The sequence below is a fragment of the Pseudomonas sp. FeN3W genome, assembly GCA_030263805.2.
GTDB classification, from domain to species: Bacteria; Pseudomonadota; Gammaproteobacteria; order Pseudomonadales; family Pseudomonadaceae; genus Stutzerimonas; species Stutzerimonas stutzeri_G.
The window spans coordinates 687,837-711,832 of record CP136010.1; the positions used below are offsets into that span (position 1 = coordinate 687,837).

Sequence of the window (23,996 nt, forward strand, 5' to 3'; positions counted from 1 at the left end):
GCTGGAAAATACCGCGCGCCCAGTTCAGACGAGAGAGCCTGCATGACGCCTGCATCCGAACGCCCCGCCATCACCCCGGAAACCCTGCGCCAGCTCGCCTTTGACCAGTCCATCCGCTGGACCAGCCAGAACGATGACCTGTGGCAGCTGATCGATAACGACCTGTGGCAGCTCACGCGCAATCCCAGCCTGGTGCTCAGCACGGTGCCGCTGCAGAAGTTGGAAGCACTGCTGCAGCGCGCTGAATGCCATCGTCTGGTGGAGGGCATCGTCCAAGCTCAGCAGGCACGCCTGGAGCGGGCGACCTGGTTCGCCAGTCAAAGTCACGGTGACCAGAGTTACAGCGAACAACTCGCGCGAGTCGCCTATTTCTCCATGGAGTACATGCTCAGCGAGGCGCTGCCGATCTACTCCGGCGGGCTCGGCAATGTCGCCGGCGACCAGCTCAAGGCCGCCAACGACCTCGGCGTGCCGATAACCGCAGTAGGCATGCTCTGGCAGCACGGCTATTTTCGCCAGAGCATCGGCCCGGATGGTCGCCAGCAGGCGCTCTACCCGGTCAATGACACCCGGCAGATGCCCATCGAGCCGCTGCTCGACGCCAGCGGAACAACATTGCGTTTCGCGATCCAGCTGCCCGGCGTGCAGATCTGGCTGCGCGGCTGGCAGGCCAGGGTCGGCCGCCACCGCCTGCTACTGCTGGACACCAACGACCCTGCCAACCCGCCCATCGCGCGACTGATCACCAGCGAACTCTACGGCGGAGACAACGAAATGCGTCTGCGCCAAGAGCTCGTGCTGGGCATCGGCGGCTGGCGGCTGCTCGAAGCCGCCGGGCTGCAGGCCGATGTGCTTCACCTGAACGACGGCCACGCCGCCTTCGCCGTCCTGGAACGCGCCCGCAGTTACATGGCCAGGGAGCGCGTGTCCTTCGAAGTGGCGCTCCACGCAACCCGCGCGGGCAATCTGTTCACGACCCATACGCCCGTCGAAGCCGGCTTCGACCGCTTTCCGCCGGAGCTGCTGAGCAAATACCTGGAGCGCTATGCCGAGTACGAACTGGGCATCCCGCTGCAGGCGCTGCTGGCCATGGGACGCAAGCATGTGCACGACCCACACGAGCCATTCAACATGGCCTACCTGGCAACGCGCGGGGCCGGGGCGGTCAACGCCGTCAGCCAGCTGCATGGCCGCACCAGCCGCTACATCTTCCGCGAGCTTTATCCGCGATGGCCGCTCGAGTCGGTGCCGGTCGGTCATGTCACCAATGGCATCCACCAGCCGACCTGGGTATCGCCGGACGCCGAAGCGCACTGGTATGAGCTGCATGGCGATGAGATCCCCTGGCGCGGCACCGACCAGGCTTCCGTGGACGACCTGCTGGCCCAGGTCGATGACCGCTGGCTGTGGCAGATCCGCCAGCATGCCCGTGGCGAACTGCTCAGCTTTGTACGCAGCCACCTGGCCCGCAGCCTCGCGGTGCACGGCGCCTCGCCTGCGGAGATCGAGTTCGCCGGCTCGCGCCTGCATCCGCAACGGCTGACGCTGGGTTTTGCCCGGCGCTTCGCCGCCTACAAGCGCCCCAACCTGCTGCTGCAGGACCCGGAGCGGCTGGCGCGCCTCCTCACCCATCGCGATTACCCGGTGCAGCTGCTGGTTGCCGGCAAGGCGCACCCCGCCGATCGCGCCGGCCAGGCGCTGCTCAGCGAATGGCAGCAGTTCGCCGCGCGCCCCGATATTGCCGGCCACGTGGTATTTCTCGAGGACTACGACATGCGTATTGCCCGGCACATGGTGCAGGGCGTGGATGTCTGGCTGAATACTCCCCGCCGCCCGTGGGAAGCCAGTGGCACCAGCGGCATGAAGGTCCTGGCGAACGGCGGGCTGAATCTTTCACAGCTCGACGGCTGGTGGGCCGAAGCCTATGCCGCCGACCTCGGCTGGGCGGTCGGCGACGGCCTGGAGCACGAACCCGAACACGATGCCGCGGACGCCGAACAGCTGTATCGGCTACTCGAAGAGCAAGTCGTGCCCTGCTTCTACCAGCGCGACCAGCAGGACATCCCCACCGCCTGGGTGAAACGCATGCGCCGCAGCATGAGTGCTCTGGTGGAACGCTTTTCCGCCGACCGGACGGTGCGTGAATACACCGAGCGCTATTACCTGCCGCTGTCCGGCCGCTACCGGCAGCGCTGTGCGGATGGTTCTGCGCTGGCCAGCGAGATGTCGCGCCGAATCACCAGCCTGCGCAGTTACTGGCACGAACTGGCCTTCGAACAGCTTGAGTGGCGGCGCGAGGGCGATGCGCAGCACATCGAGGCTCGCCTGCACCTCGGCCGAATCGAACCGGATCAGATAGCCGTGCAGCTGTTCGCCGAATCGCAGGGGGACGAACCGGCATCCATCCACACATTGAAACTCCAGCACCACGATGGCGCCTACGCCACCTTCCGAATCGAGCTGAGCACCCAACGCGCTGCAGCCGACTACACCGCACGCGTCGTCCCCAGCCCCGAGCTGGGGCTGGCCGTGCCGCTGGAGCTGCCGCTCATCCTCTGGCAGCGATGAACAGCCGGAACGCTACCCGCACCCCGCAGTCATCTATAAACCACCCGTTCATAGAGGATCCGCGACATGATCAAGCAAATGTTCGACAAAACCGCCCCACAGAACGTCCACGGCTGGGAGCGCGCCGCGTCGCTGGCCGGCGGCCTGGTGATGATGGGCAAGGGTCTGCGCCGTGGCGGGTTGATCGGGATCGCCGAGCTGGCCATGGGCGGCATGGCGCTGGCCCGTGGTATCAGCGGTCGTTGCGAGGCCAAGCGCATGCTCGCCGAGATGGAAAGCAAGCCAGCGTTGCCGAGCCAGCGCTACAGCCACATGCCGATGGATTCCGAAGTGCACAGTTCGGACTTCACCGATACCAGCGTACAGATGCCGGACTCCACCCCCATGGGCAACGAAAGCCGCACCACGCCGCGCGTCTGATCGACCGGGCGGCGCTTCGATGATGTGCCGCCTGCGCACAGTCGCCAAAAACAGTTGAAGCATAAAACTCTCGGCGCTCTTGCGGCGCCGTTTTGATCCTCTGAACAGCTCAACAAGCGACTACTGACCCAGCAAACGGTCCTGATTCTGCTGCGCCATTTCCTTCAGGTAATCCCAGGTCGTGCGCATGCGCGCCAGATCCTTGAATTCGATCGGCATCAGCATCCAGAAGGTACGGGTGAAGCTGATCTCGTCGGGCAGCAGCAAGCGCAGCCGTGGGTCGGCATCGGCGGAAAACGCCGGCAGGATCGCGATCCCCGCGCCCATCGCCACCGCCTCCTGCTGCGCCAACAGACTGGTGCTGCGCAGGCCGACCGAGCGGACATCGGCGATACCGTCGAGAAACAGCAACTCCTTGCTGAACAGCAGATCGTCGACATAGCTGACGAAGCGATGCGCAGCCAGATCCTCGCGGCTGCGGATCGGTGAGTGTTCGTCCAGATACGCCGGCGACGCATACAACCGCAGCACGTAGTCGGTGAGCCGGGTGATGATGAACGGCCCGCGTTCCGGGCGCTCCAGGGTGATGACGATATCCGCCTCGTGGCGCGACAGGCGCACCGCGCGCGGCAGGGCCAGCAGGTCGATGTTCAGGTGCGGGTAGCGCCGGCTCAGGCCGGCTAGCTGACCGGCCAGCATCACCGTGCCGTAGCCCTCGGTGGCGCCGATGCGCACCTGCCCGGAAAGGCCGTCGCCCATGCTCGGTAACGAGTGTTCGATGGCTGCGCTGGCGCTTTCCATCGCTTCCACTCGCGGTAGCAGATTGCGCCCGGCTTCGGTGAGCTTGTAGCCACCCGGCTCGCGCAGGAAAAGCTGCAGGCCCATGCTTTTTTCCAGCGCCTGCAAACGACGGGACACAGTTGTGTGGTCGACCGCGAGCCGGCGCGCCGCGGTCGTCAGCCGCCCCGCTCGGGCGACCTCGAGGAAATAGCGCAGATTGTCCCAGTCCATGGTTGAAGCCTCCATCAGCCCCTGTGCATTTATGCAGAACGACTCTGCAGTCGATCGCATTGTAATGTGGTTTTTTGCATTGCTACATTCAGTGCAACTGGTCGCAGCCGTCCGCGAGCCATAACAACAACAGTGCCTTCTCAGGCGGAGAGCCTTATGACAACGTCCAGCTCCATTCCTACCGTCAAATTGCTGATCGACGGTGAATTTATCGAATCGACCACCCAGGACTGGCGCGATGTCGTCAACCCGGCGACCCAGGAAGTCCTGGCGCGCGTGCCGTTTGCGACCGCCGAGGAAATCGACCGCGCCGTCGCCAGCGGCCAGAAAGCCTTCAAGACCTGGCGCAAGACGCCAATCGGCGCGCGGGCGCGCATCTTCCTCAAGTACCAGCAGCTGATTCGCGAAAACATGAAGGAGCTGGCGGCGATCCTCACCGCCGAACAGGGCAAGACCCTGGCCGATGCCGAGGGCGACGTGTTCCGCGGCCTGGAAGTGGTCGAGCACGCCGCTGGCATCGGCAACCTGCAGCTCGGCGAGCTGGCCAACAACGTCGCCGCCGGCGTCGATACCTATACCCTGCTGCAGCCGCTGGGCGTCTGCGCCGGCATCACCCCGTTCAACTTCCCGGCGATGATCCCGCTGTGGATGTTCCCCATGGCCATCGCCACCGGCAATACCTTCGTCCTCAAGCCATCCGAGCAGGACCCGATGGTCACCATGCGCCTGTGCGAACTGGCGCTGGAAGCCGGCGTGCCGCCGGGTGTGCTCAACGTGGTGCACGGCGGGCCGGACGTGGTGAACGCGATCTGCGACCACCCGGATATCAAGGCGGTGTCCTTCGTTGGCTCGACCAGGGTCGGTACCCACGTCTACAACCGCGCCAGCCAGGCCGGCAAGCGCGTGCAGTGCATGATGGGTGCGAAGAACCACGCCATCGTGCTGCCCGATGCGCACAAGGAGCAGACCCTCAACAACCTCGCCGGTGCCGCCTTCGGTGCGGCCGGCCAGCGCTGCATGGCGCTGTCGGTGGTGGTACTGGTGGGCGAAGCGCAGGCCTGGATTCCCGATCTGGTCGCCAAGGCGCAGACGCTCAAGGTCAACGCCGGCGTCGAGGCCGGCACCGATGTCGGTCCACTGGTTTCCTGCGCGGCGCTGGATCGCGTCAGCGGCCTGATCGAACGCGGCGTGCGCGAAGGCGCCAAGCTGGAGCTGGACGGCCGCAACCCGAGCGTCAACGGCTACGAAAAGGGCAACTTCGTCGGCCCGACGATCTTCTCCGGCGTTACCCGCGAGATGAGCATCTATCAGGAAGAAATCTTCGGCCCGGTCCTCTGTGTCATGACGGCGGCGACCATGGACGAAGCCATCGCGCTGATCAACGCCAACCCGAACGGCAACGGCACCGCCATCTTCACCCGCTCCGGCGCCGCGGCACGGCACTTCCAGGAAGAGATCGACGTGGGTCAGGTCGGCATCAACGTACCGATCCCGGTGCCGGTACCGATGTTCTCATTCACCGGCTCACGCGCTTCCAAGCTCGGCGACCTCGGCCCGTACGGCAAGCAGGTGGTGCAGTTCTACACCCAGACCAAGACCATCACCGAGCGCTGGTTCGATGAAAACGAGGTCGGCGGCCCGGTCAACACCACCATCAATCTGAAGTGACATCACCCACCGGGCCGGCGGACGCGCCGGCCCTACAGGATGCTGAAATGACATTCGAAACCCTGCTCGTAGAAATCAAAGAACGCGTTGCGCTGATCACCCTCAACCGACCGCAGGCGCTCAATGCGCTCAACGCCCAGCTGATCAGCGAACTGAACCAGGCCCTGGGCCAGCTCGAGGCCGATCCGCAGATCGGCTGCATCGTGCTCACCGGCTCGGCCAAGGCCTTCGCCGCCGGCGCCGACATCAAGGAAATGGCCGAGCTCTCCTACCCGCAGGTCTATCTCGATGACCTCTTTGCCGAAGCCGACCGCATCGCCACGCGCCGCAAACCGCTGATCGCCGCGGTAGCCGGCTACGCCCTGGGCGGCGGCTGCGAGCTGGCACTGCTGTGCGACATGATCTTCGCCGCCGACAACGCGCGTTTCGGCCAGCCGGAAGTCAACCTTGGCGTGCTGCCGGGCATTGGCGGCACCCAACGCCTGACCCGCGCAGTGGGCAAGGCCAAGGCGATGGACATGTGCCTGACCGGTCGCCAGATGGACGCCGCCGAAGCCGAGCGCGCCGGCCTCGTCGCGCGCGTATTCCCGGCCGAAAGCCTGCTGGAGGAAACCCTCACAGCCGCCCGGGTGATCGCCGAGAAATCCCTGCCGGCCACCATGATGATCAAGGAAAGCGTCAACCGCGCCTTCGAGACCACGCTGGCAGAAGGCATCCGCTTCGAGCGCCGCGTGTTCCATGCGGTGTTCGCGACCGCCGACCAGAAGGAAGGCATGGCCGCGTTCAGCGAGAAGCGCAAGCCTGAGTTCACCAATCGCTGAGCCGCGTCTGGCCATAACAACAAGAGGAAACACGCCATGCATATCGGATTCATCGGCCTGGGCAACATGGGCGCACCCATGGCCCACAACCTGCTCAAGGCAGGCCATCAGCTCAGTGTCTTCGACCTCAACGCCGCGGCCGTGGAAAACCTGGTCGGCGCCGGCGCGCTGCCGGTCGACTCCCCGACCGCTATCGCCCAGGGCAATGCCGAGCTGATCATCACCATGCTTCCGGCCGCCGCCCATGTGAAGAGCGTGTACCTGGGCGAGAACGGCCTGATCGCCACTAGCCGCGCCGGCGTGATGCTGATCGACTGTTCGACCATCGACCCGCACAGCGCCCGCGAAGTGGCCAAGGCCGCCGCCGAGCATGGCAACCCGATGCTCGATGCACCGGTATCCGGCGGCACCGGCGGCGCCGCGGCCGGCACCCTGACCTTCATGGTCGGTGGCAGCGACTCGGACTTCGACCGTGCACAACCGATCCTCGCGGCGATGGGCAAGAACATCGTGCACTGCGGTGCGGCCGGCAACGGCCAGGTGGCCAAGGTCGCCAACAATATGCTCTTGGGCATCTCCATGATCGGCGTCGCCGAGGCGATGGCGCTGGGCGTCGCGCTGGGCATGGATGCCAAGACCCTGGCTGGCGTGATCAACACTTCCAGCGGCCGCTGCTGGAGTTCGGACACTTACAACCCCTTCCCCGGCGTGCTGGACAACGTACCGGCCTCGCGCGGCTACAGCGGCGGCTTCGGCAGCGACCTGATGCTCAAGGACCTGGGCCTGGCCACCGAGGCCGCCAAGCAGGTGCGCCAGCCGGTGATCCTCGGCGCCCTCGCCCAGCAGCTCTACCAGAGTTTCAGTGCCCAGGGCCATGGCGGCCTGGACTTCTCGGCGATCATCAATCAGTACCGCAAGGACACCTGACCATGACTGCAACCGAACGCCCCGTGCTGGCCGCCGTACGCAACCACGTCGGCCACCTCACCCTCAATCGCCCGGCAGGACTGAACGCCGTGACCCTGGAAATGGTCCGCCTGCTGCAACAGCAGCTCAGCGCCTGGGCAGCCGATCCGCAGATTCATGCGGTGGTGCTGCGCGCCAATGGCGAGAAGGCCTTCTGCGCCGGTGGCGATATCCGTTCGCTGTACGACAGTTTCCAGCGCGGCGACAGCGAACACGAAATCTTCTTCGAGGAGGAATATGCGCTCGACCAGTACATCCACGCCTACCCGAAGCCGCTGCTGGCGCTGATGGATGGCTTCGTCCTCGGCGGCGGCATGGGCCTGGTCCAGGGCGCGTCGCTGCGCGTGGTCACCGAGCGTGTGCGCATGGGCATGCCGGAAGTGGCCATAGGCTATTTCCCGGACGTCGGCGGCAGCTATTTCCTCTCGCGCCTGCCGGGTGAGCTGGGTACCTACATGGGCGTCACCGGTTTGCAGATCCGCGCCGCCGATGCGCTGCATGTCGGCCTGGCGGACTGGTGCGTCAGCCACGACCAGATCGCCGAGCTGGATCGCTGCCTCGATCGCATGAGCTGGTCCGTCCATCCGCAGGAGGCGCTGCGCACCCTGGTGGCGACCCTGGGCAGCAACAAACTGCCGGGTTCCGAGCTGAAGACGTTGCATCAGGCCATCGACGAGCATTTCGGCAAAAGCGACGTGGCGGCGATTCGCGCATCGCTGGCCGCCGAGACGCGCCCGGAGTTTGCCGACTGGGCCGAGGAAACGCTGAAAGTGCTCGACAGCCGCTCGCCGCTGGCCATGTGCGTCACCCTGGAGATGCTGCGTCGCGGCCGCGAACTGCCGCTGGCCGACTGCTTCGCTTTGGAACTGCACCTGGACCGCCAATGGTTCGCCAAGGGCGACATCATGGAAGGCGTGCGCGCGTTGATCATCGACAAGGACAAGTCACCGCGCTGGAATCCGCCGACGCTGGCAGAGGTCACGCCGGAGCGCGTCCAGGCGTTCTTCGACGGCTTCAAGGCCACCACCGGCAAGACACGCCGCAGCGCCACGGCCTGAAACTCTTTTGCAGCACAACAACAAGAAGAGACCGCGCAATGCATGACCTCGAACTCAGCGAAGATCAACGCATGATCCGCGACATGGCGCGCGACTTCGCCCGCCGCGAGATCGCCCCCCATGCACAGGCCTGGGAAAAGGCCGGTTGGATCGATGACGCCCTGGTCGCCCAGATGGGCGAGCTTGGCCTGCTCGGCATGGTCGTCCCGGAAGAATGGGGTGGCAGCTATATCGACTACGTCGCCTACGCCCTGGCCGTGGAGGAAATCTCCGCCGGCGACGGCGCCACCGGTGCGCTGATGAGCATCCACAATTCCGTGGGCTGCGGCCCGGTGCTGAACTACGGCTCGCAGGCGCAGAAGGACGAGTGGCTGGCGGAGCTGGCCAGCGGTCGTGCCATCGGCTGCTTCGCTCTCACTGAACCGCAGGCCGGCTCCGAAGCGCACAACCTGCGCACACGCGCCGAATTGGTGGACGGTCAGTGGGTACTCAACGGCAGCAAGCAGTTCTGTAGCAATGCCAAGCGGGCGAAGCTGGCCATCGTTTTCGCGGTGACCGATCCGGACCTCGGCAAGAAGGGTCTTTCCGCGTTTCTGGTGCCCACCGACACGCCCGGGTTCGCGGTGGAACGCAGCGAGCACAAGATGGGCATCCGCGCCTCGGACACCTGCGCGGTCTCGCTCAGCGACTGCCGAATCCCGGAGGCGAACCTGCTTGGCGAGCGTGGCAAGGGCCTGGCGATTGCGCTGTCCAATCTCGAAGGCGGCCGTATCGGCATCGGCGCACAGGCGCTGGGCATCGCCCGTGCGGCCTTCGAAGCGGCCCTGCTCTATGCACGCGAGCGGGTGCAGTTCGGCAAGCCGATCGCCGAGCACCAGAGCATCGCCAACATGCTCGCCGACATGCAGACCCAGCTGAACGCCGCGCGCCTGCTGATCCTGCATGCCGCGCGGCTGAAGAGCGCCGGCCTGCCCTGCCTGTCCGAAGCCTCCCAGGCCAAGCTGTTCGCCTCGGAAATGGCCGAGAAAGTCTGCTCGCAGGCGGTGCAGATTCACGGCGGCTACGGCTATCTCGAGGATTATCCGGTAGAGCGCTACTACCGCGATGCGCGTATCACGCAGATTTACGAGGGCTCCAGCGAGATCCAGCGCCTGCTGATCGCGCGCGAGCTGGCGAACTACGCACTGTAGCCGAGAAGCGAGCGTAGGTTGGGTTGAGATGCGTGGATTGGGTCGGGGCACGTAGGTTGGGTTGAGATGCGTGGGTTGGGTCGGGGCACGTAGGTTGGGTCGAGGAGTGCAGCGACGAAGCCCAACACGTTTGTGGTGGTTCAATTTCCACGGACGTGGTGGTTCGACCTCCGCTCGTTGGGCTTCGCTGCGCTCAACACCAACCTACCGGGCGCCCCATTGTGCATCGCGTATAGGGCGAGCCGCGTGGGTACCACCGGCCTTGGGGCGTGGTTGGGCCGAAGCGCGTAGGTTGGATCGGGGCGCGCAGCACGTAGGTTGGGGCGGGGCGCGCAGCCTGAGGAGCGCAGCGACGAAGCCCAACACGTTCATATACCCGTCCCTGTTGGGCTTCGCTGCGCTCAACGCCAACCTACCGCGTCCCATTGTGCATCGCGTATAGGGCGAGCCACGTGGGTACCACCGGCCTTGGGGGGCGTGGTTGGGCCGAAGCGCGTAGGTTGGGGCGGGGCGCGCAGCCTGAGGAGCGCAGCGACGAAGCCCAACACGTTTGTGGTGGTTCAATTTCCACGGACGTGGTGGTTCGACCTCCGCTCGTTGGGCTTCGCTGCGCTCAACGCCAACCTACCGAACGCCAACCTACCGAACGCCAACCTACCGAGCGCACCGGTCGTCCGGAGGGTGGCCGCCAGAAATGCAAATAAAAGGGGGAGCCTCGCGGCTCCCCCTTCAAGGGATCTTGCTTTGTTCTTCTTCTGCTGACGGGCTTGTTGTTTTTGTTGGCAGCCCGGTCGGACATCGTCCGCATAGCAGTCCCATTCGGGACATAAAGAACAAACGGATTATTTTGGTCGCTGATGTTGCCACTACCCTCGCGGGCTCAACCGGTTCTGGAGCTGCCTCAAGGCAGTTTTATTGTTCTCGGTCCGGTCGACAGGAAACCTGTCGGGCAATTCCTCTCCAAAAGAATCAGTTTGCTACGTCTCCCACCTGCTTGTTTTTATTGTGTCGGAGTCGCTACGTGTTGTTTTTGTTATTGGGTGTGTTTTCTTGTTCTTGTTATGCCAATAACAAAGCATTCGTCGTGCCAGCTCTGATAAATCCTTAATTTTCAATAGGTTATGATTTTCGCATACAGAGAAGGCACAGAATCCGCGCCTGATTCGTTACCGCCCACCTCAGCGACCGTTACGCTGTACGAAAGGAGTAACACCTTTGGGTAACCGTAACCGCCTCTGTGCGCGGCGGACGCGTAAGGCGCGATAGCCTGGTGAAGGGATGTGTCAGCCGATTCGCGGTTGCACAATGCAGGACACCCCGGCAGTGGCTCACTGTCAGGGTGTCTATCGCTCGATGGGCATAAAAGGTTCTTCGGCTGGTTAGCGCCTGTGTCGTATCAGGCGTCTGCTGTCTGCACAGCAGTTTCCTTGCGTCTGGCTAGGTAATCGCAGGCCATGATGGCGAGCAATGGGACGACACCAACACTGAGGGCAGCGTGCCAGGATCCGACGAGGGCCACGAATAGCATCCCCACGACAACGATCGCAGCGACGCAGTGGGCCAGGAAACGGCACATTTCAAGTGCAACTACTTGTTGTTCGGCATCATTAATCATGACGGTGTACTCCCCGTTTTTTGTTGTAATAAGCAGCCTCCGTTTTCATAGTAGTCAGCTGGTGCAAACTCGCAAACCTAAACCGACGTGCGGCACGTCTAGGTCGCGCCTTACGGGCACTGCACACTACTTTGGTCAGCCCCGGATGATTACTTTGAACAGTGTTGCGATATAAGCGTTATATATTCAGGAATGAATTTCCTGACTGTTTGCCCAATAATGGACGCGCTTTTTTCGCAGCATGAAAGTCGTCGACTTCAATACTCGCGCGGCGAGCCTGCCTGCGTCGTCACAGTGCTTACCGTCCAGCCGCGTAGCTCAGTCCCACCCCGCCTCCGCACCGCAACGTAACGTCCGCCTCGCCTTGCCTGGCGTGCGGGAAAAACGTGGAGCCGGTGCTGCCTGCACCACACCCTCTATTTCCTGATAAACGCCACGCTGGCGCAGATGCGGATGCTGCGCCGCTTCTTCCAGTTCAAGCACGGGCGCGAAGCAGGCGTCGCTACCCTCGAGCAAGGCACACCACTCGACCTGGGTGTGCGCGGCGAACAGGCGCTCCAGTCGCTCGGCCTGTGCGGGCCAGTCAGCTGGATCGGCGCAACCTGCCCAGAGCGCTTCCGGCGCATCGATGCGCTCGAGTAATTCCCGCCAGAACTGTGGCTCCAGCGGACCGATTGCAATCTCGCGTCCATCCGCGCAGCGATAGCAACGGTAATTCGGCGCAGCGCCAGCCAGCGGATTGCGTTCGCGCTGCATGTCGATCCGCCCGCTCGGCAGCAAGCCGGCGAAGAAGGTCATCAGCGACGACACGCCATCGACGATCGCCGCATCGATCACCTGCCCCTGCCCCGAACGTTCGCGCTCCCATAACGCGGCGAGGATGCCGACGGCGAGGTAGAGCGAGCCGCCACCGAAATCACCGACCAGGTTCAACGGCGGTATCGCCGTCCCGCTCTCGCCGCGGATTGCCGCCAGCGCGCCGGTCAAGGCGATGTAGTTGATGTCGTGCCCGGCGGCCTTCGCCAGCGGGCCGCTCTGGCCCCAACCGGTCATGCGCCCGTAGATCAGCCGGGGATTGCGCTGCAGCAGTTCATCCGGGCCCAGCCCCAACCGCTCCATGACGCCCGGACGAAAGCCTTCGATCAGTACGTCGGCCGTCTGCGCCAGTTCAAGACAGCGCTCCCGACCGGCGTCGCTGCGGATATCCAGCGTAGCCAGTTTGCGGCCACGATCGACCACCGGGTTGGGCCAGCCGTTGCCGCCCTCGCGCTCGATACGCAGCACCTCGGCGCCCATATCCGCCAGCAACATTGCGCAGTGCGGGCCCGGTCCAATCCCGGCAAACTCCAGCACGCGCAGGCCCTGTAGCGGGCCTTGGCGAGCATCGATACCTTCGCTCATCTGTATTTCTCCTGATCCGCGCGCACGAGCACGCCCCGCGCCGACGGCACGGGACGTTCCTGCTGAACAGTTACTGGTTGACCGCGCTGGGCTGGTTCTCGACCAGATGGCTGCGATAGCGCTCGCGCAGCACCTTCTTGTCGATCTTGCCGGTGGCGGTCAGCGGCACCGCGTCGAAGATCACCGCATCCGGCATCCACCACTTGACGATGTTCGGCTCCAGATGGGCGAGGATTTTCTCCACGGTGACCTCGGCATCGGCATGCGGCTCGATCACCAGTACCGGACGCTCCTCCCATTTGGGATGGAACACGCCGACCACCGCCGCCACCTTCACCCCGGGGCAGGCCGCCGCGACGTTTTCGATATCGATGGAGCTGACCCACTCGCCGCCGGACTTGATCACATCCTTGCTGCGGTCGGTGATGCGCATGAAGCCATCGGCATCCAACGTGGCGATGTCACCGGTGTCGAACCAGCCGTCTTCGTCCAGTGCGCTGACGTCGCTGCGGTAATAGCGCTCCACCGTCCACGGGCCGCGCACCTTGAGGCTGCCGGAACTGACGCCGTCGCAGGGCAACTCACGCCCCTCCTCGTCGACGATCTTGAGTTCGATACCGAATTGCAGGCGGCCCTGGCGGGTCCAGATGGTGTCGTTGGTCGCTTGCTGGCCGCGTTCGGCCAGCTTCGGCGTCGGCGTCGCCACCACACCCAGCGGGCTGGTTTCGGTCATGCCCCACAGCTGGCAGACCGCGACGCCGTACTTGGTCTGGAAGGTCTCGGCCATGGCCCGCGGCACGGCGGAACCGCCGATCACCAGGCGCGCCAGGCTGCCGGAATCTTCACCGCTACGCTCCAGATGGGCGAGGTACATGGTCCAGATGGTCGGCACGCCGCCGGACAGGGTCACGCCCTCGGTCTTGATCAGCTCCTGCAGGCTCGCGCCGTCCATCTTGTCGCAGGGCAGCACGAACTTGCAGCCATTGATCGCCGCGGCGAACGGAATGCCCCAGGCGGTGCCGTGATAGAGCGACGAGCACGGCATGATGCAATCGAAGGCGGACAGACCGAACGCGCCGGACAGCCCGGCGGCCATCGCATGCAGCACCACCGAGCGATGGCTGTAGAGCACGCCCTTGGGGTCGCCCGTGGTGCCGGAGGTGTAGCAAAGCACCGCGCCGGCGTTCTCGTCGAATTGCGGCCAGTCCACGGGCTGCGCATCCGCGATCAGCGCTTCGTAGCCTTGCACGTCGACAAGGTCCGCCTTCGGCTGCGCGGCCAGTTCGATGAAATGGCGAATATTGCCCAGCCGTGGCCGCAGCCGAGCGACGCACTCGGCAAAGCTGCTGTCGAACAGCAACACCTGACTGCCGGCGTGGTTGATGGTGTAGACGATCTGTTCGTCCGACAGCCGCGGGTTGGCCGTGTGCAACACGGCGCCGATGCCAGGCACGGCGAAGAACAGCTCGTAATGACGATGGGTGTTCCAGGCCAGCGATGACACGCAGTCACCCGGCCCGATACCCAGCGCGCGCAGCATCGTCGCGGCCTGCGCCGAGCGCGCGGCAAGACCGGCATAGTCGTAACGCCAGAGGGGTTCGTCGACCAGCCGCGAGACGATCTCGCGATCACCATGAGCACGCGCGGCGTGGGTGACGATGCTGCTGATCAACAGCGGGGCGTTCTGCATCAATCCTGGTTGCATGTTTCCTACCTCTATCTTGTTTTTATTGTGCAAGTGCCGGTCGAGGAAACGGCGTTCTACCGGCACCACTTGAAATCACGTATCGATGCGCCGCAGGCACGCAGGCGCAGCGGGTTTTCGGTCAGTCCGGCCCTCCGAGGTTGCGCGCGATGACCAAGCGCTGGATATCGCTGGTGCCTTCGTAGATCTGGCAGACCCGCACGTCGCGGTAGATGCGCTCCACCGGGAAGTCGGCCAGATAACCGTAGCCGCCAAGGGTCTGGATTGCTGCCGAACAGACCTTCTCCGCCATCTCCGAGGCGAACAGCTTGGCCATCGACGCTTCAACTAGCGCCGGACGGCCGGCTTCGCGCAGCGCGGCCGCGTGATGCACCATCTGCCGCGCCACGGCGATCTGCGTCGCCATGTCGGCCAGGCGAAAGGCCACGGCCTGGTGCTCGATGATCGGCTTGCCGAAGGTTTCGCGGTCGCGGGCATAATCACGCGCCGCCTCGAAGGCGGCGCGGGCCATGCCCACCGCTTGGGCGGCGATGCCGATGCGTCCGCCTTCCAGGTTGGCCAGGGCGATCCGGTAGCCCTCGCCCTCCTCGCCCAACCGGTTGGCCACCGGCACGCGCAGGTCTTCGAAGGCGATCTGGCAGGTATCCGAGGCATGCTGGCCGAGCTTGTCCTCGACCCGCAGCACCTGATAGCCCGGGCTGTCGGTGGGCACGATAAAGCCACTGATGCTGCGCTTGCCGGCGTCCGGGTCGGTCACCGCAAAGACGATCACCGTACCGGCATGCTTGCCCGACGTGATGAACTGCTTGGCACCGTTGAGCACGTAATGATCACCGTCGCGTCGGGCACGGGTGCGCAGGCTGCTGGCATCGGAGCCGGCCTGCGGCTCGGTGAGGGCGAAGGCGCCGATCTGCTCGCCGCGTGCCAACGGGCCGAGGAAATCGCGCTTCTGCTGGTCGTTGCCGAAACGCAGGATCGGCACGCAACCCACCGAGTTGTGCACGCTCATGATGGTCGAGCAGGCGCCGTCACCGGCGGCGATCTCCTCCAGCGCCATGGCGTAGGCCAGGTAGCCAGTGTCGCTGCCGCCCCACTGCTCCGGCACCAGCATGCCGAAGAAGCCGAGCGAGGCCATCTCGCCAATCGCCTCGGCGGGATAGCGATGCTCGCGACTCCACTGTTCGGCGAAAGGCTTCAGCCGTTCCTGAGCGAACTGGCGCGCCATCTCGGCAATCGCGTTTTGATCTTCATTGGGCAGCATGGATGCCTCCTCAGATCAGTTCGACGGCCATTGCCGTGGCTTCGCCGCCGCCGATGCAGATCGCCGCAACGCCACGGCGCAGCCCGCGGGCACGCAGGGCCGAAAGCAACGTCACCAGAATCCGTGCGCCCGACGCACCGATGGGGTGGCCAAGTGCGCAGGCGCCGCCGTTGACGTTGACCTTGGCGTGGTCCAGGCCCAGCTCGCGCATGCTGGCCATGGCGACGACCGCGAAGGCTTCGTTGATCTCGAACAGATCCACCTCTTCGGTGGTCCAGCCGGTGCGCTCCATCAGCTTGCGGATCGCCCCGATCGGCGCAGTGGTGAACAGATTCGGCGCATCGGCGTAGGCCGCGTGGCCATGGATCACCGCCTGCGGCTGCAGGCCCCAGCGCTCGGCCTCGGAGCGGCGCATCAGCAGCAGCGCGGCGGCACCGTCGGAAATCGAGCTGGAATTGGCCGCGGTCACAGTGCCGCCGTCGCGGAACGCCGGTTTCAGACTGGGGATCTTTTCCGGCATCGCCTTGGGTGGCTGCTCGTCGTTGCGGACCTGCCGCTGCTGTTTGCCCTGGGTGACTTCCAGCGTGACGATCTCCTCGGCGAAACGCCCTTCGTTGATCGCAACCTGGGCGCGGCGCAGTGATTCCAACGCGTAACCATCCTGTTCCTCGCGGCTGAAACCGAAAGCGTCGGCGCATTCTTCGGCAAAGGTGCCCATCAGCCGACCTCTGTCGAACGAGTCTTCCAGACCGTCGAGGAACATGTGGTCGAGCACCCGCCCATGACCCATGCGATAGCCACCACGGGCGCGGTCGAGCAGGTACGGCGCGTTGGACATGCTTTCCATGCCGCCGGCGACAACGATGTCGGCACTGCCGGCAAGCAGCTGGTCGTGGGCCATGATCACCGTCTGCATACCCGAGCCGCACATCTTGTTGACCGTGGTACAGGTGGTGGCGCGGGTCAGCCCGGCGCTCAAAGCCGCCTGCCGTGCCGGTGCCTGGCCCTGGCCGGCGGGCAACACGCAGCCCATCAGCACGTCCTGCACGTTCTCGGCCGGCAGGCCGCTGCGTTCCACGGTGGCACGGATGGCGGCAGCGCCGAGTTGCCAGGCGGTCATGCCCTGCAGGTCGCCCTGAAAGCCGCCCATGGGCGTGCGTGCGCTGCTGACGATTACGATCGGATCATCTTTCATCTCTGCGTCCTTCATTTGGCGGCCATGCGCAAGGCACCGTCGAGACGGATCACCTCGCCATTGAGCATGCTGTTCTCGAAGATGTGCCGCACCAGCGCGGCGTACTCGGCCGGGTGGCCCAGACGTGGCGGAAACGGCACGCCGGCGGCCAGCGAGGCACGGATTTCCTGGGTCATGCCGGCCATCATCGGCGTCTCGAACACGCCGGGGGCGATGGTCATCACGCGAATGCCGAAGCGCGCCAGCTCGCGCGCGACCGGCAATGTCATGCTGACCACCCCGCCCTTGGAGGCGGCATAGGCCGCCTGGCCGATCTGCCCGTCGAAGGCGGCAATCGATGCGGTATTGATGATCGCGCCGCGCTCGCCGCCTTCGTCAGGCACGTTCTCGGCCATCGCCTCGGCGGCCAGGCGCAGCATGTTGAAGCTGCCGATCAGATTGATGCCGACGATACGGCTGAAGCCGTCGAGGCTATGCGGCCCGTTGCGGCCCAGTACCTTTTCGCCACCGGCGACGCCGGCGCAGTTGACCAGCCCGTGCAGGGCGCCGAAACGTTCGCGGGCGGTGGCGACGGCATGACGCGCGGCCTGTTCATCACGAATGTCAGCGACGACACCCAAGGCGTTGGGCCCCAACGCCTTGGCCGTGTCGTTGGCCGCGGCCTCATCCAGATCGGCGAGTACGACCTTGCCGCCCGCCTCTACCAGCGCCTGCGCCGCCGCAGCGCCGAGGCCGGAAGCGCCACCCGTAATGAGGAATACCTTGTCGCGAATCTGCATGGCTCTCTCCCGTGCTTGTTGTTATTCGGTGCGAAGCCGGGGTTATCTTTGGACAGCCACACGGGTGCGGCAATGGTCGATGTTCTCAACCTGCCTGACCGTTTTGGTCAATGGCGAAACGCGATCACGCGAACGCCTCGATGTCTGCCAGCGGACTGACGCTGTAAGGCTGAGAATCAGCGCCGCGCCGGCGCCAGAATCAGATTGCGGTAGTGCCCGGGATTGATACCCGTCCACTTGCGGAACGCCTTGTAGAACGAGCTGACATCGGCAAACCCCAGTCGCTCGGCGATCTCGCCGTAGCTGATGGCAGCATCGGCGAGCCACTCGGTGGCCATCTCCTGTCGCAAGCCGTCCTTGATCGCCTGGTAGGGCTGCCCCGCTTCCGCCAGACGTCGGCGCAGGGTCGACGCCGAGATGCATAGGGTCTGTGCCAGCGTCTCGCTGTCCGGCCAGCGATCGGCGGGCAGGCTGCGCAGATGCTGTTTGATGCGGCTGGCCAGGCTGGAGTGGTCGCGATAGCGCACCAGGATGTTGGCTGGCGCCTCGGCGAGAAAGGCCTGCAATTCCGCTTCGCTACGACGGATCGGCAGGTCGAGCACTTCGGCGGCGAAGATGATGCGCGTCGACGGCCGGCCGAAACGCAGGTTGTCCGAGAACATCACGCGATAATCGTCGGTGTAGTCCGGCTCGGCACCGCGCAGCTCGACCGCCAGCAGCGGAATACGCCGCCCAACCAGCCAGCAGGCCAGGCCGTGCAGGAGCATCCAGAAGGTGAAGTAGCAGAAGGCGCGCTCCGGCTTGGGGTGGCGTTCGCGCAGCACCACTTCGGCCAGGCTCTGGCTGCGGATCAGCTTGCCACGCAGATTTTCCAGGCCCAGGCCAAGAAAGCTCAGTGCGTGAATCAGCGCCTTTTCCAGTGTCGGCTGTTGGATGCAGCTGCGGCTGAGAAAGACGAAGCTGCCCCAGCGCAGCCGGCGCGGGTCCATGCCGAAGAATTCGTCGTCGAAGCGCCGTGCCAGGCGCAGCCAAAGTTGCGAGTAGTCGCGCACGTCCATGCGGCCGTCGGGATCTTGCAGGCAGGTGGGGTCGAGGCCGATCTCATCCAGCAGTTGCTCGGCGGTTCGCCCGGGCTGCACGAAACCCAGCAGCGCCTCGGCCACCAGGTGGACGCTGATGCTGTCACGGCGGACTATCGCCGCGACGGCGGCCTCGGCTGCTGTCGTTTGCGCCACGCTGATCATTCGGCTTGGTTTCCTGCCCGGTAGTCGATGGCCGCCATGATCAGCCAGGCATGCTCGCGCTGTCAGCCCTTGCGTCACATCCAGCCGAGCGTCAGCCCCATCACCATCAGGTAACGCGCGGTCTTCGCCAACGTGACGATAAGCAGAAAGCTCCATAGCGGCTCACGCATCACGCCGGCGACCAGGGTCAGCGGATCACCGATGATCGGCACCCAGCTGAGCAGCAGAGTCCAGCGGCCGTAGCGGTGATAACTGTGCTGCGCCTTGGCCAGTTGCCGCTCGTTGACCGGAAACCAGCGTTTGTCGCGGAAATGCTCGACGTAACGTCCGAGCAGCCAGTTCACCAGCGAGCCCAGCACATTGCCCAGGCTGGCCACGGCGACCAGCGCCCAGACCGTGTAACGCTCCGAAAGCAGAAGACCGGCAAGCACCGCTTCGGACTGCATGGGCAACAGCGTGGCAGCCCCGAAGGCTGCGAGAAAAAGGCCAAGATAGCCGGAAAACTCGAACATCCACCGTCCCGTGAGCAGCAGCATCCTGACTGGTGCGGCAGTATGCTCGAAACGACCCGCCCACGCCTGCGCTTACATCTCGTGAATCCGGCTCACCTGCCGCGCCAGGCGCATGGTCTCGTGTTCCTCGAGGCGCAACAGATCTTCAGCCAGGTTGCGCGCGCCGTCGATTTCGGCACGGCGTGCCAATGATCGATACAGATCGATGACCTGATTGTGGATGGTGAAGATATCCAGCGAGATCTCTTCCACGGTCATGGTGTCGTAGGCCTTGCAGGCCTGGTTGCGCAGTACCGGGTTGCGTGTCAGGTAGTCGTAGATCCAGGTATGCAGCGCTTTCGGGTCCGCATGCTTCTCGATCTTGTCGACCGTCTCGGCCAGTGTACGCTCGTGATCGGCTATGTACACGAGCAGCCATTTGGCGCGGGTCTCGTCATGTTTGTCGGAACAGCGCGCCATGCAGCGCGCCAGCATGGCGTGGGTGTCGCGTGTCCAGTCGACCAGGTCTTCGAATCGCTCGATCTTCATCGCCAAATCTCCGCTGGGTGGCAGGCATAGATACCGCGTCGACATGCCTGCCGACGCACGAGTCCGTCATTTCCCGCGTACGTTTCCGGTATTCAGCTTCAAGACTAGCTCACCTGCCGGGCCATACCGCGTGGCGGCCGGACACACTGCTACAGAACATTGCGAAGCGCAGCCGGGCTCAGCCGAACACCGTGACGGTCTGCCGGCTCAGTGCGACCAGCTCCCCGCTTGGCGTCCACAACGCCGCGGCGCAGTGGCCGTAGCCGTCACGCGCATGCTCGATAACGGCGCTGTACATGCACCAGTCGTGACTGTCGAGTTCGGGCAGCGGCTGGATGAACTCGATGGTCCAGGTCAGCGAACTGCCGGGCGCGAAGCTCTTGAGATGCGGCAATATGGCAGGCGGCCAGGCATCGACCAGCGCCAGCAGGTGCGCTTCGGTCATCGGCTCGCGAGGCACATCACCGCGCTGGCGCACCCAGCCGCCCATTTCACGGGACTCATTGCCGGTGAACGGCAAGCCACCGATGCCCCAGCGCATGGCCAGGTAGCGGGTAAATTCCGGCGTCACGCCAGCTACGTAAGGCAGTTCCTGGCAGGCTTCGACCGGTGGCATGGCCGGCGCCGGCTCGGCCGCGACATCCACGACGGAATTGCGTGGTGCGCCGAAGCTGCCCTGGACGATGGTGACCACCTGTCCGTCCTGCATCACCCGTCCGAGCATCTGGCTCACCGCCTTGCCTTCTCGCAGCACCTCGGCCTCGAAGCTCGCTGGCATCTCCAGCGTCAGCGGTCCGACGAAGGTGATCGCCAGCGAACGCAGCGGTCTGCCGTCAGGCACCTTGGCGCGCATGCTTTCGAAGACCAGCGCGGCGACCAGACCGCCGAAACCGGCACGTCCCTGTCCCCAACTGGCCGGCACCACCACACTGCCGGGGTTGTCACGCACCGCCTGCAGCAGCTCGCAAAGCTCCATATCCACCTCGTTATCGTTCGTTATGCGAGCGATGTTAAAGGTGCGCCGGTCAGGGTGCGAGCCTGCCTGGCAGAAGCGGCCGCATGAAATGCCGAATCATCCATGCCGGCAATGAACGTCAGTCACGTCGTGCCGGCGCAGCAGGACGCCACGGCAGCGCCCGGCGCAGCTGGTTCAAGGTGCGTGACAGCTCGTCCGTCGCATCAGTTTGCTGGGCATAGCGCTGCGCCTCGTAGCGACTGACGAACGCGAGGATCGCCGGCGCCTGTTCGGGCAGCATCAGCGCGGCGCGTTGGGCGAAACTACGGGCGCCCTCGCCTTTGTGGCGGCGCACGCCATGACGTGCCAGAAGCCGTTCGAAGCGTCGGAACAGGCGTTGCTGAACATCCGTTTCGCGCCGCCAGGGCTTGAACAACAGCAGCGCGAGCACGCTGGTCAGCACGCCCAGCAGCGCCACCAGACCAAGACCGAGCGTCTGCCCGTCCAGCTTGCCGAACCAGCGCTGCAACATCTGCGACTGTTGCTCGTCCTGATAATTGAGCACCCAGCGCTGCCAGCCGTAGTTGAGGCTGTCCCAGCGCAGGCGCAGCGAGTTCATCCAGCCGATGTCACGGTAGCGCAGCAGCGACATCGGTTCGTCGGCCAGAAAGCTCTGTTCGCGGGCCAGCGCCTGTTCCAGACCCTGCTCCACCCGCTCGGGCGCGACCTGAAAGGTCGGATCGACACTGACCCAACCATGCTCGGCGATCCAGTACTCGACCCAGGCGTGGGCGTCGAACTGACGAACGGAAAGATAATTACCCGCCGGGTTGACCTCACCGCCCTGATAGCCCGCCACCACCCGGGCTGGAATGCCCGCTGCGCGCAGCACGAACGTCATGGCACCGGCGTAGTGTGCGCAGAAACCACTGCGCGTCTCGAACAGGAAGTCATCGACGATATCGCTCCCCACCGGCGGCGGCTCCAGGGTGTAGTGATAGGGCTGGCGGTTGAAGTGCTTCAACAGCGCATCCACCATCGCCTGCGGTTCCTGCGCAGAGCGTCGTAGCTCGGTCGCCCAGGCGCGAGTGCGTGGATTGCCCTGCTCCGGCAGCTGCAGTGCACGCCCGAGGCTCGCCGGTGCGCTGGCCGCTTCGCGACGCGCGTCCAGCCATGAGGTCGCCTGATACATCAGCGGCTTGTTCACCGGCTGGCGGCGCTGGAGATGAAAATCCGCCATCAGCTGCGCCTCGCCGGGCGCGACCTGCGGCACATCCAGCGCGAACAGCCAGGGCTGACCGCTGGGCTGCATGACGATGCTGTAGCTGAGCGGCTCACCAGCCGCCTGCCACTCCGGCGCCTGGGGAAGCTGCGAGGCGTAGGACTGCGACCAGCGACGACCGTCGAAGCGTTCGAAGGTCACCGCGCGCCAGTAGAGCTGGTCGCGGGGCGGAATGTCACCGTCGAAGGTGACGCGAAAGGCCAGCTCCGCCGAACGGCCAAGGCGGGCGATATCACCGGGCGCCATGTGATCGGCCAAGCCAGTCGTGCCGCGGTCGCCGGCCTGCGGCAAGGACCACAGCGGCGGCAGGCGGGGGAAGAACAGGAACAGCACCAGCATCAGCGGAATCGCCTGCAGCAACAGCGAACCGGCCAGGCGCACCGTTGGCCATGGTCGGGTGACCAGGCTGCTCTGCTGCAGCCCGATCATCGCGGCCAGCAATGCCGTGACGGGCAGCAGGCTATACAGCCCGGCTACCAGGCTGTCCTGGAACAGGTAGCTGGTCACCACCGCGAAGAAGCCGAGGAAGATCAGCACCAGCGCATCACGACGAGTGCTCATCTCCACCAGCTTGAGAATGAACGCAGCGATCAACAGCACCACGCCGGCCTCCAGACCGACCAGGCTGCCGCGCGAGAAATACACGCCGAAGCCGGCGCCGATCATCAGCAGCGCCTTGAGCCAGCTGCGCGGATAACGTGCACGCATGCGGAATATCTGAATTCGCCAGCTGGCGCAGCCCAGCCACAGGCCAATGATCCACAGTGGCAGATGAGTGAGGTGCGGCAGGATCACCAGCACCTGCGCGACCAGCAGCCAGATCAGGCTGTTGCGCGGAATACCCGGCTTCGCGCTCACTTCGCGCCCTCCTCGCTCAGGCCATGCAGCGCCAATGCACGCAGGCAGGCATCCCGATGAGCCTGGCCACCATCGGGGCCGACCAGCTCACCCGGCAGGCGCAGTGCGAACGGTTGCTGCTTGTCGCTGAGGTCGATGACCCAGTGGCAGAGCATCGACAGGCGCTGCTCGGTGTCGCCGTCGAGGGCATCGAAGTCCAGCAGCGGATCGTTGCCGAGCAGGCTGGCGAAATCCTTCACCAGCAGGCCCTGGCCACGGGAATAGGCTTTCCAGTGCAAGCGTCGGCGCGGATCGCCCGGCTGCCAGGTCCGCAGCCCCTGATAGTCGTCGACACCAACGCCGCGTGTCAGCGTGCCCTCATCCTCGGTTTCCGGCGCACTGCCAGCGGGCGGACGCTCGGCAGTCGATGGCTGCGGATAGACCAGCGCCGCCAGTTCCAGATCGACCCAGCTCCACGCCACCAGCAGCCCCAGCGGAAAGCGACTCTCTACCCGCACACGTCCCGGGCGCAGCCAGCCGCGGCGTTGCGTCGGCAGGCTCAATTCGACTTCGACTGCGCCGCCGGCCGGCACATCGACCAGCCGCAAGCCACTGGCCGGCCAGCCGAGCGCCACCGCCTGATAGACGCGGCCGGGACTTTCCAGACGCACCCGCAACAGCGCCTGCTCGCCGACGAACGCAGCGGTGGTTCCGCCCGCCTGCAAAACCAGGCCGGCAAGATTGCGCCAGGTATGCAGGATGGTGACGAGATACAACGACCCGAGCAGAAAGGTCAGGCCGTAGGCCAGGCTGTTCTGGTAATTGATCGCGGTCAGCAGCATCAGCAGCAGTGCCACCAGAAATGCCAGCCCGACCGCGGTGGGCATGATGAAGATGCGTCGCTGATTCAGGCGCACGCTGGTCGCGGGCGGGATACGCCGCAACAGCCAGCGGTCACGGAAGCGCGGCAACAGCCTCAC

General features: G+C 64.8%; 20 protein-coding genes. 7 read left to right on the top strand and 13 right to left on the bottom strand.

Going from position 1 to position 23,996, the window contains the following annotated elements:
• Positions 1-42 precede the first annotated feature (42 nt).
• Positions 43-2,568, top strand: a complete 2,526-nt coding sequence (glgP, locus tag P5704_003060; GenBank protein WOF79497.1) for an alpha-glucan family phosphorylase — start codon at positions 43-45, stop codon at positions 2,566-2,568.
• Positions 2,569-2,634: 66 nt separating this feature from the next.
• Positions 2,635-2,988: a DUF2892 domain-containing protein gene (locus tag P5704_003065; GenBank protein ID WOF79498.1), complete on the top strand. Its 354-nt coding sequence runs from the start codon at positions 2,635-2,637 to the stop codon at positions 2,986-2,988.
• Between the two features lie 120 nt (positions 2,989-3,108).
• Here the strand turns inward: P5704_003065 and P5704_003070 are convergent, their stop codons facing one another.
• Positions 3,109-3,999 (bottom strand): LysR family transcriptional regulator, encoded by an 891-nt coding sequence (locus P5704_003070; GenBank protein WOF79499.1) that lies wholly within the window; start codon positions 3,997-3,999, stop codon positions 3,109-3,111.
• Between the two features lie 156 nt (positions 4,000-4,155).
• On the opposite strand from P5704_003070, the gene P5704_003075 reads away from it, so the two are divergent.
• The 5 genes from P5704_003075 to P5704_003095 are packed head-to-tail and all read left to right on the top strand — an operon-like array spanning position 4,156 to position 9,702.
• Positions 4,156-5,667 (top strand): CoA-acylating methylmalonate-semialdehyde dehydrogenase, encoded by a 1,512-nt coding sequence (locus tag P5704_003075; GenBank protein WOF79500.1) that lies wholly within the window; start codon positions 4,156-4,158, stop codon positions 5,665-5,667.
• A 47-nt stretch (positions 5,668-5,714) separates the two neighbouring features.
• Entirely contained in the window at positions 5,715-6,488 is a 774-nt protein-coding gene (locus P5704_003080) for an enoyl-CoA hydratase (protein WOF79501.1), read from the top strand.
• A gap of 36 nt (positions 6,489-6,524) precedes the next feature.
• Positions 6,525-7,415 carry a 3-hydroxyisobutyrate dehydrogenase gene (mmsB, locus tag P5704_003085; protein WOF79502.1) on the top strand — a complete coding sequence of 297 codons (891 nt, stop codon included), beginning with the start codon at positions 6,525-6,527 and terminating at the stop codon, positions 7,413-7,415.
• A gap of 2 nt (positions 7,416-7,417) precedes the next feature.
• Positions 7,418-8,512, top strand: a complete 1,095-nt coding sequence (locus P5704_003090) for an enoyl-CoA hydratase/isomerase family protein (GenBank protein WOF79503.1) — start codon at positions 7,418-7,420, stop codon at positions 8,510-8,512.
• Between the two features lie 38 nt (positions 8,513-8,550).
• Positions 8,551-9,702, top strand: coding sequence for an acyl-CoA dehydrogenase family protein (locus tag P5704_003095; GenBank protein ID WOF79504.1), 1,152 nt, complete (start codon positions 8,551-8,553; stop codon positions 9,700-9,702).
• Positions 9,703-11,098: 1,396 nt separating this feature from the next.
• Here P5704_003095 and P5704_003100 read toward each other — a convergent pair.
• The 12 genes from P5704_003100 to P5704_003155 form a co-directional block, all read right to left on the bottom strand.
• Positions 11,099-11,317, bottom strand: coding sequence for a hypothetical protein (locus P5704_003100; protein WOF79505.1), 219 nt, complete (start codon positions 11,315-11,317; stop codon positions 11,099-11,101).
• A gap of 318 nt (positions 11,318-11,635) precedes the next feature.
• The gene (locus P5704_003105) at positions 11,636-12,718 is read right to left on the bottom strand and encodes a CaiB/BaiF CoA-transferase family protein (protein ID WOF79506.1); all 1,083 of its coding nucleotides are present in this window, start codon (positions 12,716-12,718) and stop codon (positions 11,636-11,638) included.
• A gap of 70 nt (positions 12,719-12,788) precedes the next feature.
• On the bottom strand, positions 12,789-14,408 hold the full coding sequence (locus P5704_003110) for a long-chain fatty acid--CoA ligase (GenBank protein WOF81156.1): 1,620 nt from the start codon (positions 14,406-14,408) through the stop codon (positions 12,789-12,791).
• Between the two features lie 136 nt (positions 14,409-14,544).
• A complete protein-coding gene (locus P5704_003115) occupies positions 14,545-15,684 on the bottom strand; it encodes an acyl-CoA dehydrogenase (protein WOF79507.1) in 1,140 nt (379 codons plus the stop codon).
• Positions 15,685-15,694: 10 nt separating this feature from the next.
• Positions 15,695-16,879 (bottom strand): acetyl-CoA C-acyltransferase, encoded by a 1,185-nt coding sequence (locus P5704_003120; GenBank protein ID WOF79508.1) that lies wholly within the window; start codon positions 16,877-16,879, stop codon positions 15,695-15,697.
• A gap of 11 nt (positions 16,880-16,890) precedes the next feature.
• Complete coding sequence (locus tag P5704_003125; protein ID WOF79509.1) at positions 16,891-17,658, bottom strand: SDR family NAD(P)-dependent oxidoreductase; 768 nt, start codon at positions 17,656-17,658, stop codon at positions 16,891-16,893.
• 176 nt (positions 17,659-17,834) lie between these two features.
• Complete coding sequence (locus P5704_003130; GenBank protein WOF79510.1) at positions 17,835-18,902, bottom strand: AraC family transcriptional regulator; 1,068 nt, start codon at positions 18,900-18,902, stop codon at positions 17,835-17,837.
• Positions 18,903-18,976: 74 nt separating this feature from the next.
• Positions 18,977-19,414, bottom strand: coding sequence for a YqaA family protein (locus tag P5704_003135; GenBank protein ID WOF79511.1), 438 nt, complete (start codon positions 19,412-19,414; stop codon positions 18,977-18,979).
• Between the two features lie 72 nt (positions 19,415-19,486).
• Positions 19,487-19,942, bottom strand: coding sequence for an ATPase (locus tag P5704_003140; protein ID WOF79512.1), 456 nt, complete (start codon positions 19,940-19,942; stop codon positions 19,487-19,489).
• Between the two features lie 178 nt (positions 19,943-20,120).
• Positions 20,121-20,918 carry a thioesterase family protein gene (locus P5704_003145; GenBank protein WOF79513.1) on the bottom strand — a complete coding sequence of 266 codons (798 nt, stop codon included), beginning with the start codon at positions 20,916-20,918 and terminating at the stop codon, positions 20,121-20,123.
• Between the two features lie 118 nt (positions 20,919-21,036).
• The gene (locus P5704_003150) at positions 21,037-23,037 is read right to left on the bottom strand and encodes a DUF3488 and transglutaminase-like domain-containing protein (GenBank protein WOF79514.1); all 2,001 of its coding nucleotides are present in this window, start codon (positions 23,035-23,037) and stop codon (positions 21,037-21,039) included.
• Complete coding sequence (locus tag P5704_003155; protein WOF79515.1) at positions 23,034-23,996, bottom strand: DUF58 domain-containing protein; 963 nt, start codon at positions 23,994-23,996, stop codon at positions 23,034-23,036. Before P5704_003155 ends, P5704_003150 begins: the two co-directional genes overlap by 4 nt.

Coding starts and splice junctions, on each gene's coding strand:
- P5704_003070 (WOF79499.1), bottom strand. CDS start 3,999: ATGGACTGGGACAATCTGCGCTATTTCCTCGAGGTCGCCCGAGCGGGG.
- P5704_003075 (WOF79500.1), top strand. CDS start 4,156: ATGACAACGTCCAGCTCCATTCCTACCGTCAAATTGCTGATCGACGGT.
- P5704_003115 (WOF79507.1), bottom strand. CDS start 15,684: ATGCTGCCCAATGAAGATCAAAACGCGATTGCCGAGATGGCGCGCCAG.
- P5704_003065 (WOF79498.1), top strand. CDS start 2,635: ATGATCAAGCAAATGTTCGACAAAACCGCCCCACAGAACGTCCACGGC.
- P5704_003125 (WOF79509.1), bottom strand. CDS start 17,658: ATGCAGATTCGCGACAAGGTATTCCTCATTACGGGTGGCGCTTCCGGC.
- P5704_003140 (WOF79512.1), bottom strand. CDS start 19,942: ATGAAGATCGAGCGATTCGAAGACCTGGTCGACTGGACACGCGACACC.
- P5704_003110 (WOF81156.1), bottom strand. CDS start 14,408: ATGCAGAACGCCCCGCTGTTGATCAGCAGCATCGTCACCCACGCCGCG.
- P5704_003100 (WOF79505.1), bottom strand. CDS start 11,317: ATGATTAATGATGCCGAACAACAAGTAGTTGCACTTGAAATGTGCCGT.
- glgP (WOF79497.1), top strand. CDS start 43: ATGACGCCTGCATCCGAACGCCCCGCCATCACCCCGGAAACCCTGCGC.
- mmsB (WOF79502.1), top strand. CDS start 6,525: ATGCATATCGGATTCATCGGCCTGGGCAACATGGGCGCACCCATGGCC.
- P5704_003080 (WOF79501.1), top strand. CDS start 5,715: ATGACATTCGAAACCCTGCTCGTAGAAATCAAAGAACGCGTTGCGCTG.
- P5704_003095 (WOF79504.1), top strand. CDS start 8,551: ATGCATGACCTCGAACTCAGCGAAGATCAACGCATGATCCGCGACATG.
- P5704_003135 (WOF79511.1), bottom strand. CDS start 19,414: ATGTTCGAGTTTTCCGGCTATCTTGGCCTTTTTCTCGCAGCCTTCGGG.
- P5704_003120 (WOF79508.1), bottom strand. CDS start 16,879: ATGAAAGATGATCCGATCGTAATCGTCAGCAGCGCACGCACGCCCATG.
- P5704_003090 (WOF79503.1), top strand. CDS start 7,418: ATGACTGCAACCGAACGCCCCGTGCTGGCCGCCGTACGCAACCACGTC.
- P5704_003105 (WOF79506.1), bottom strand. CDS start 12,718: ATGAGCGAAGGTATCGATGCTCGCCAAGGCCCGCTACAGGGCCTGCGC.
- P5704_003145 (WOF79513.1), bottom strand. CDS start 20,918: ATGGAGCTTTGCGAGCTGCTGCAGGCGGTGCGTGACAACCCCGGCAGT.
- P5704_003130 (WOF79510.1), bottom strand. CDS start 18,902: ATGATCAGCGTGGCGCAAACGACAGCAGCCGAGGCCGCCGTCGCGGCG.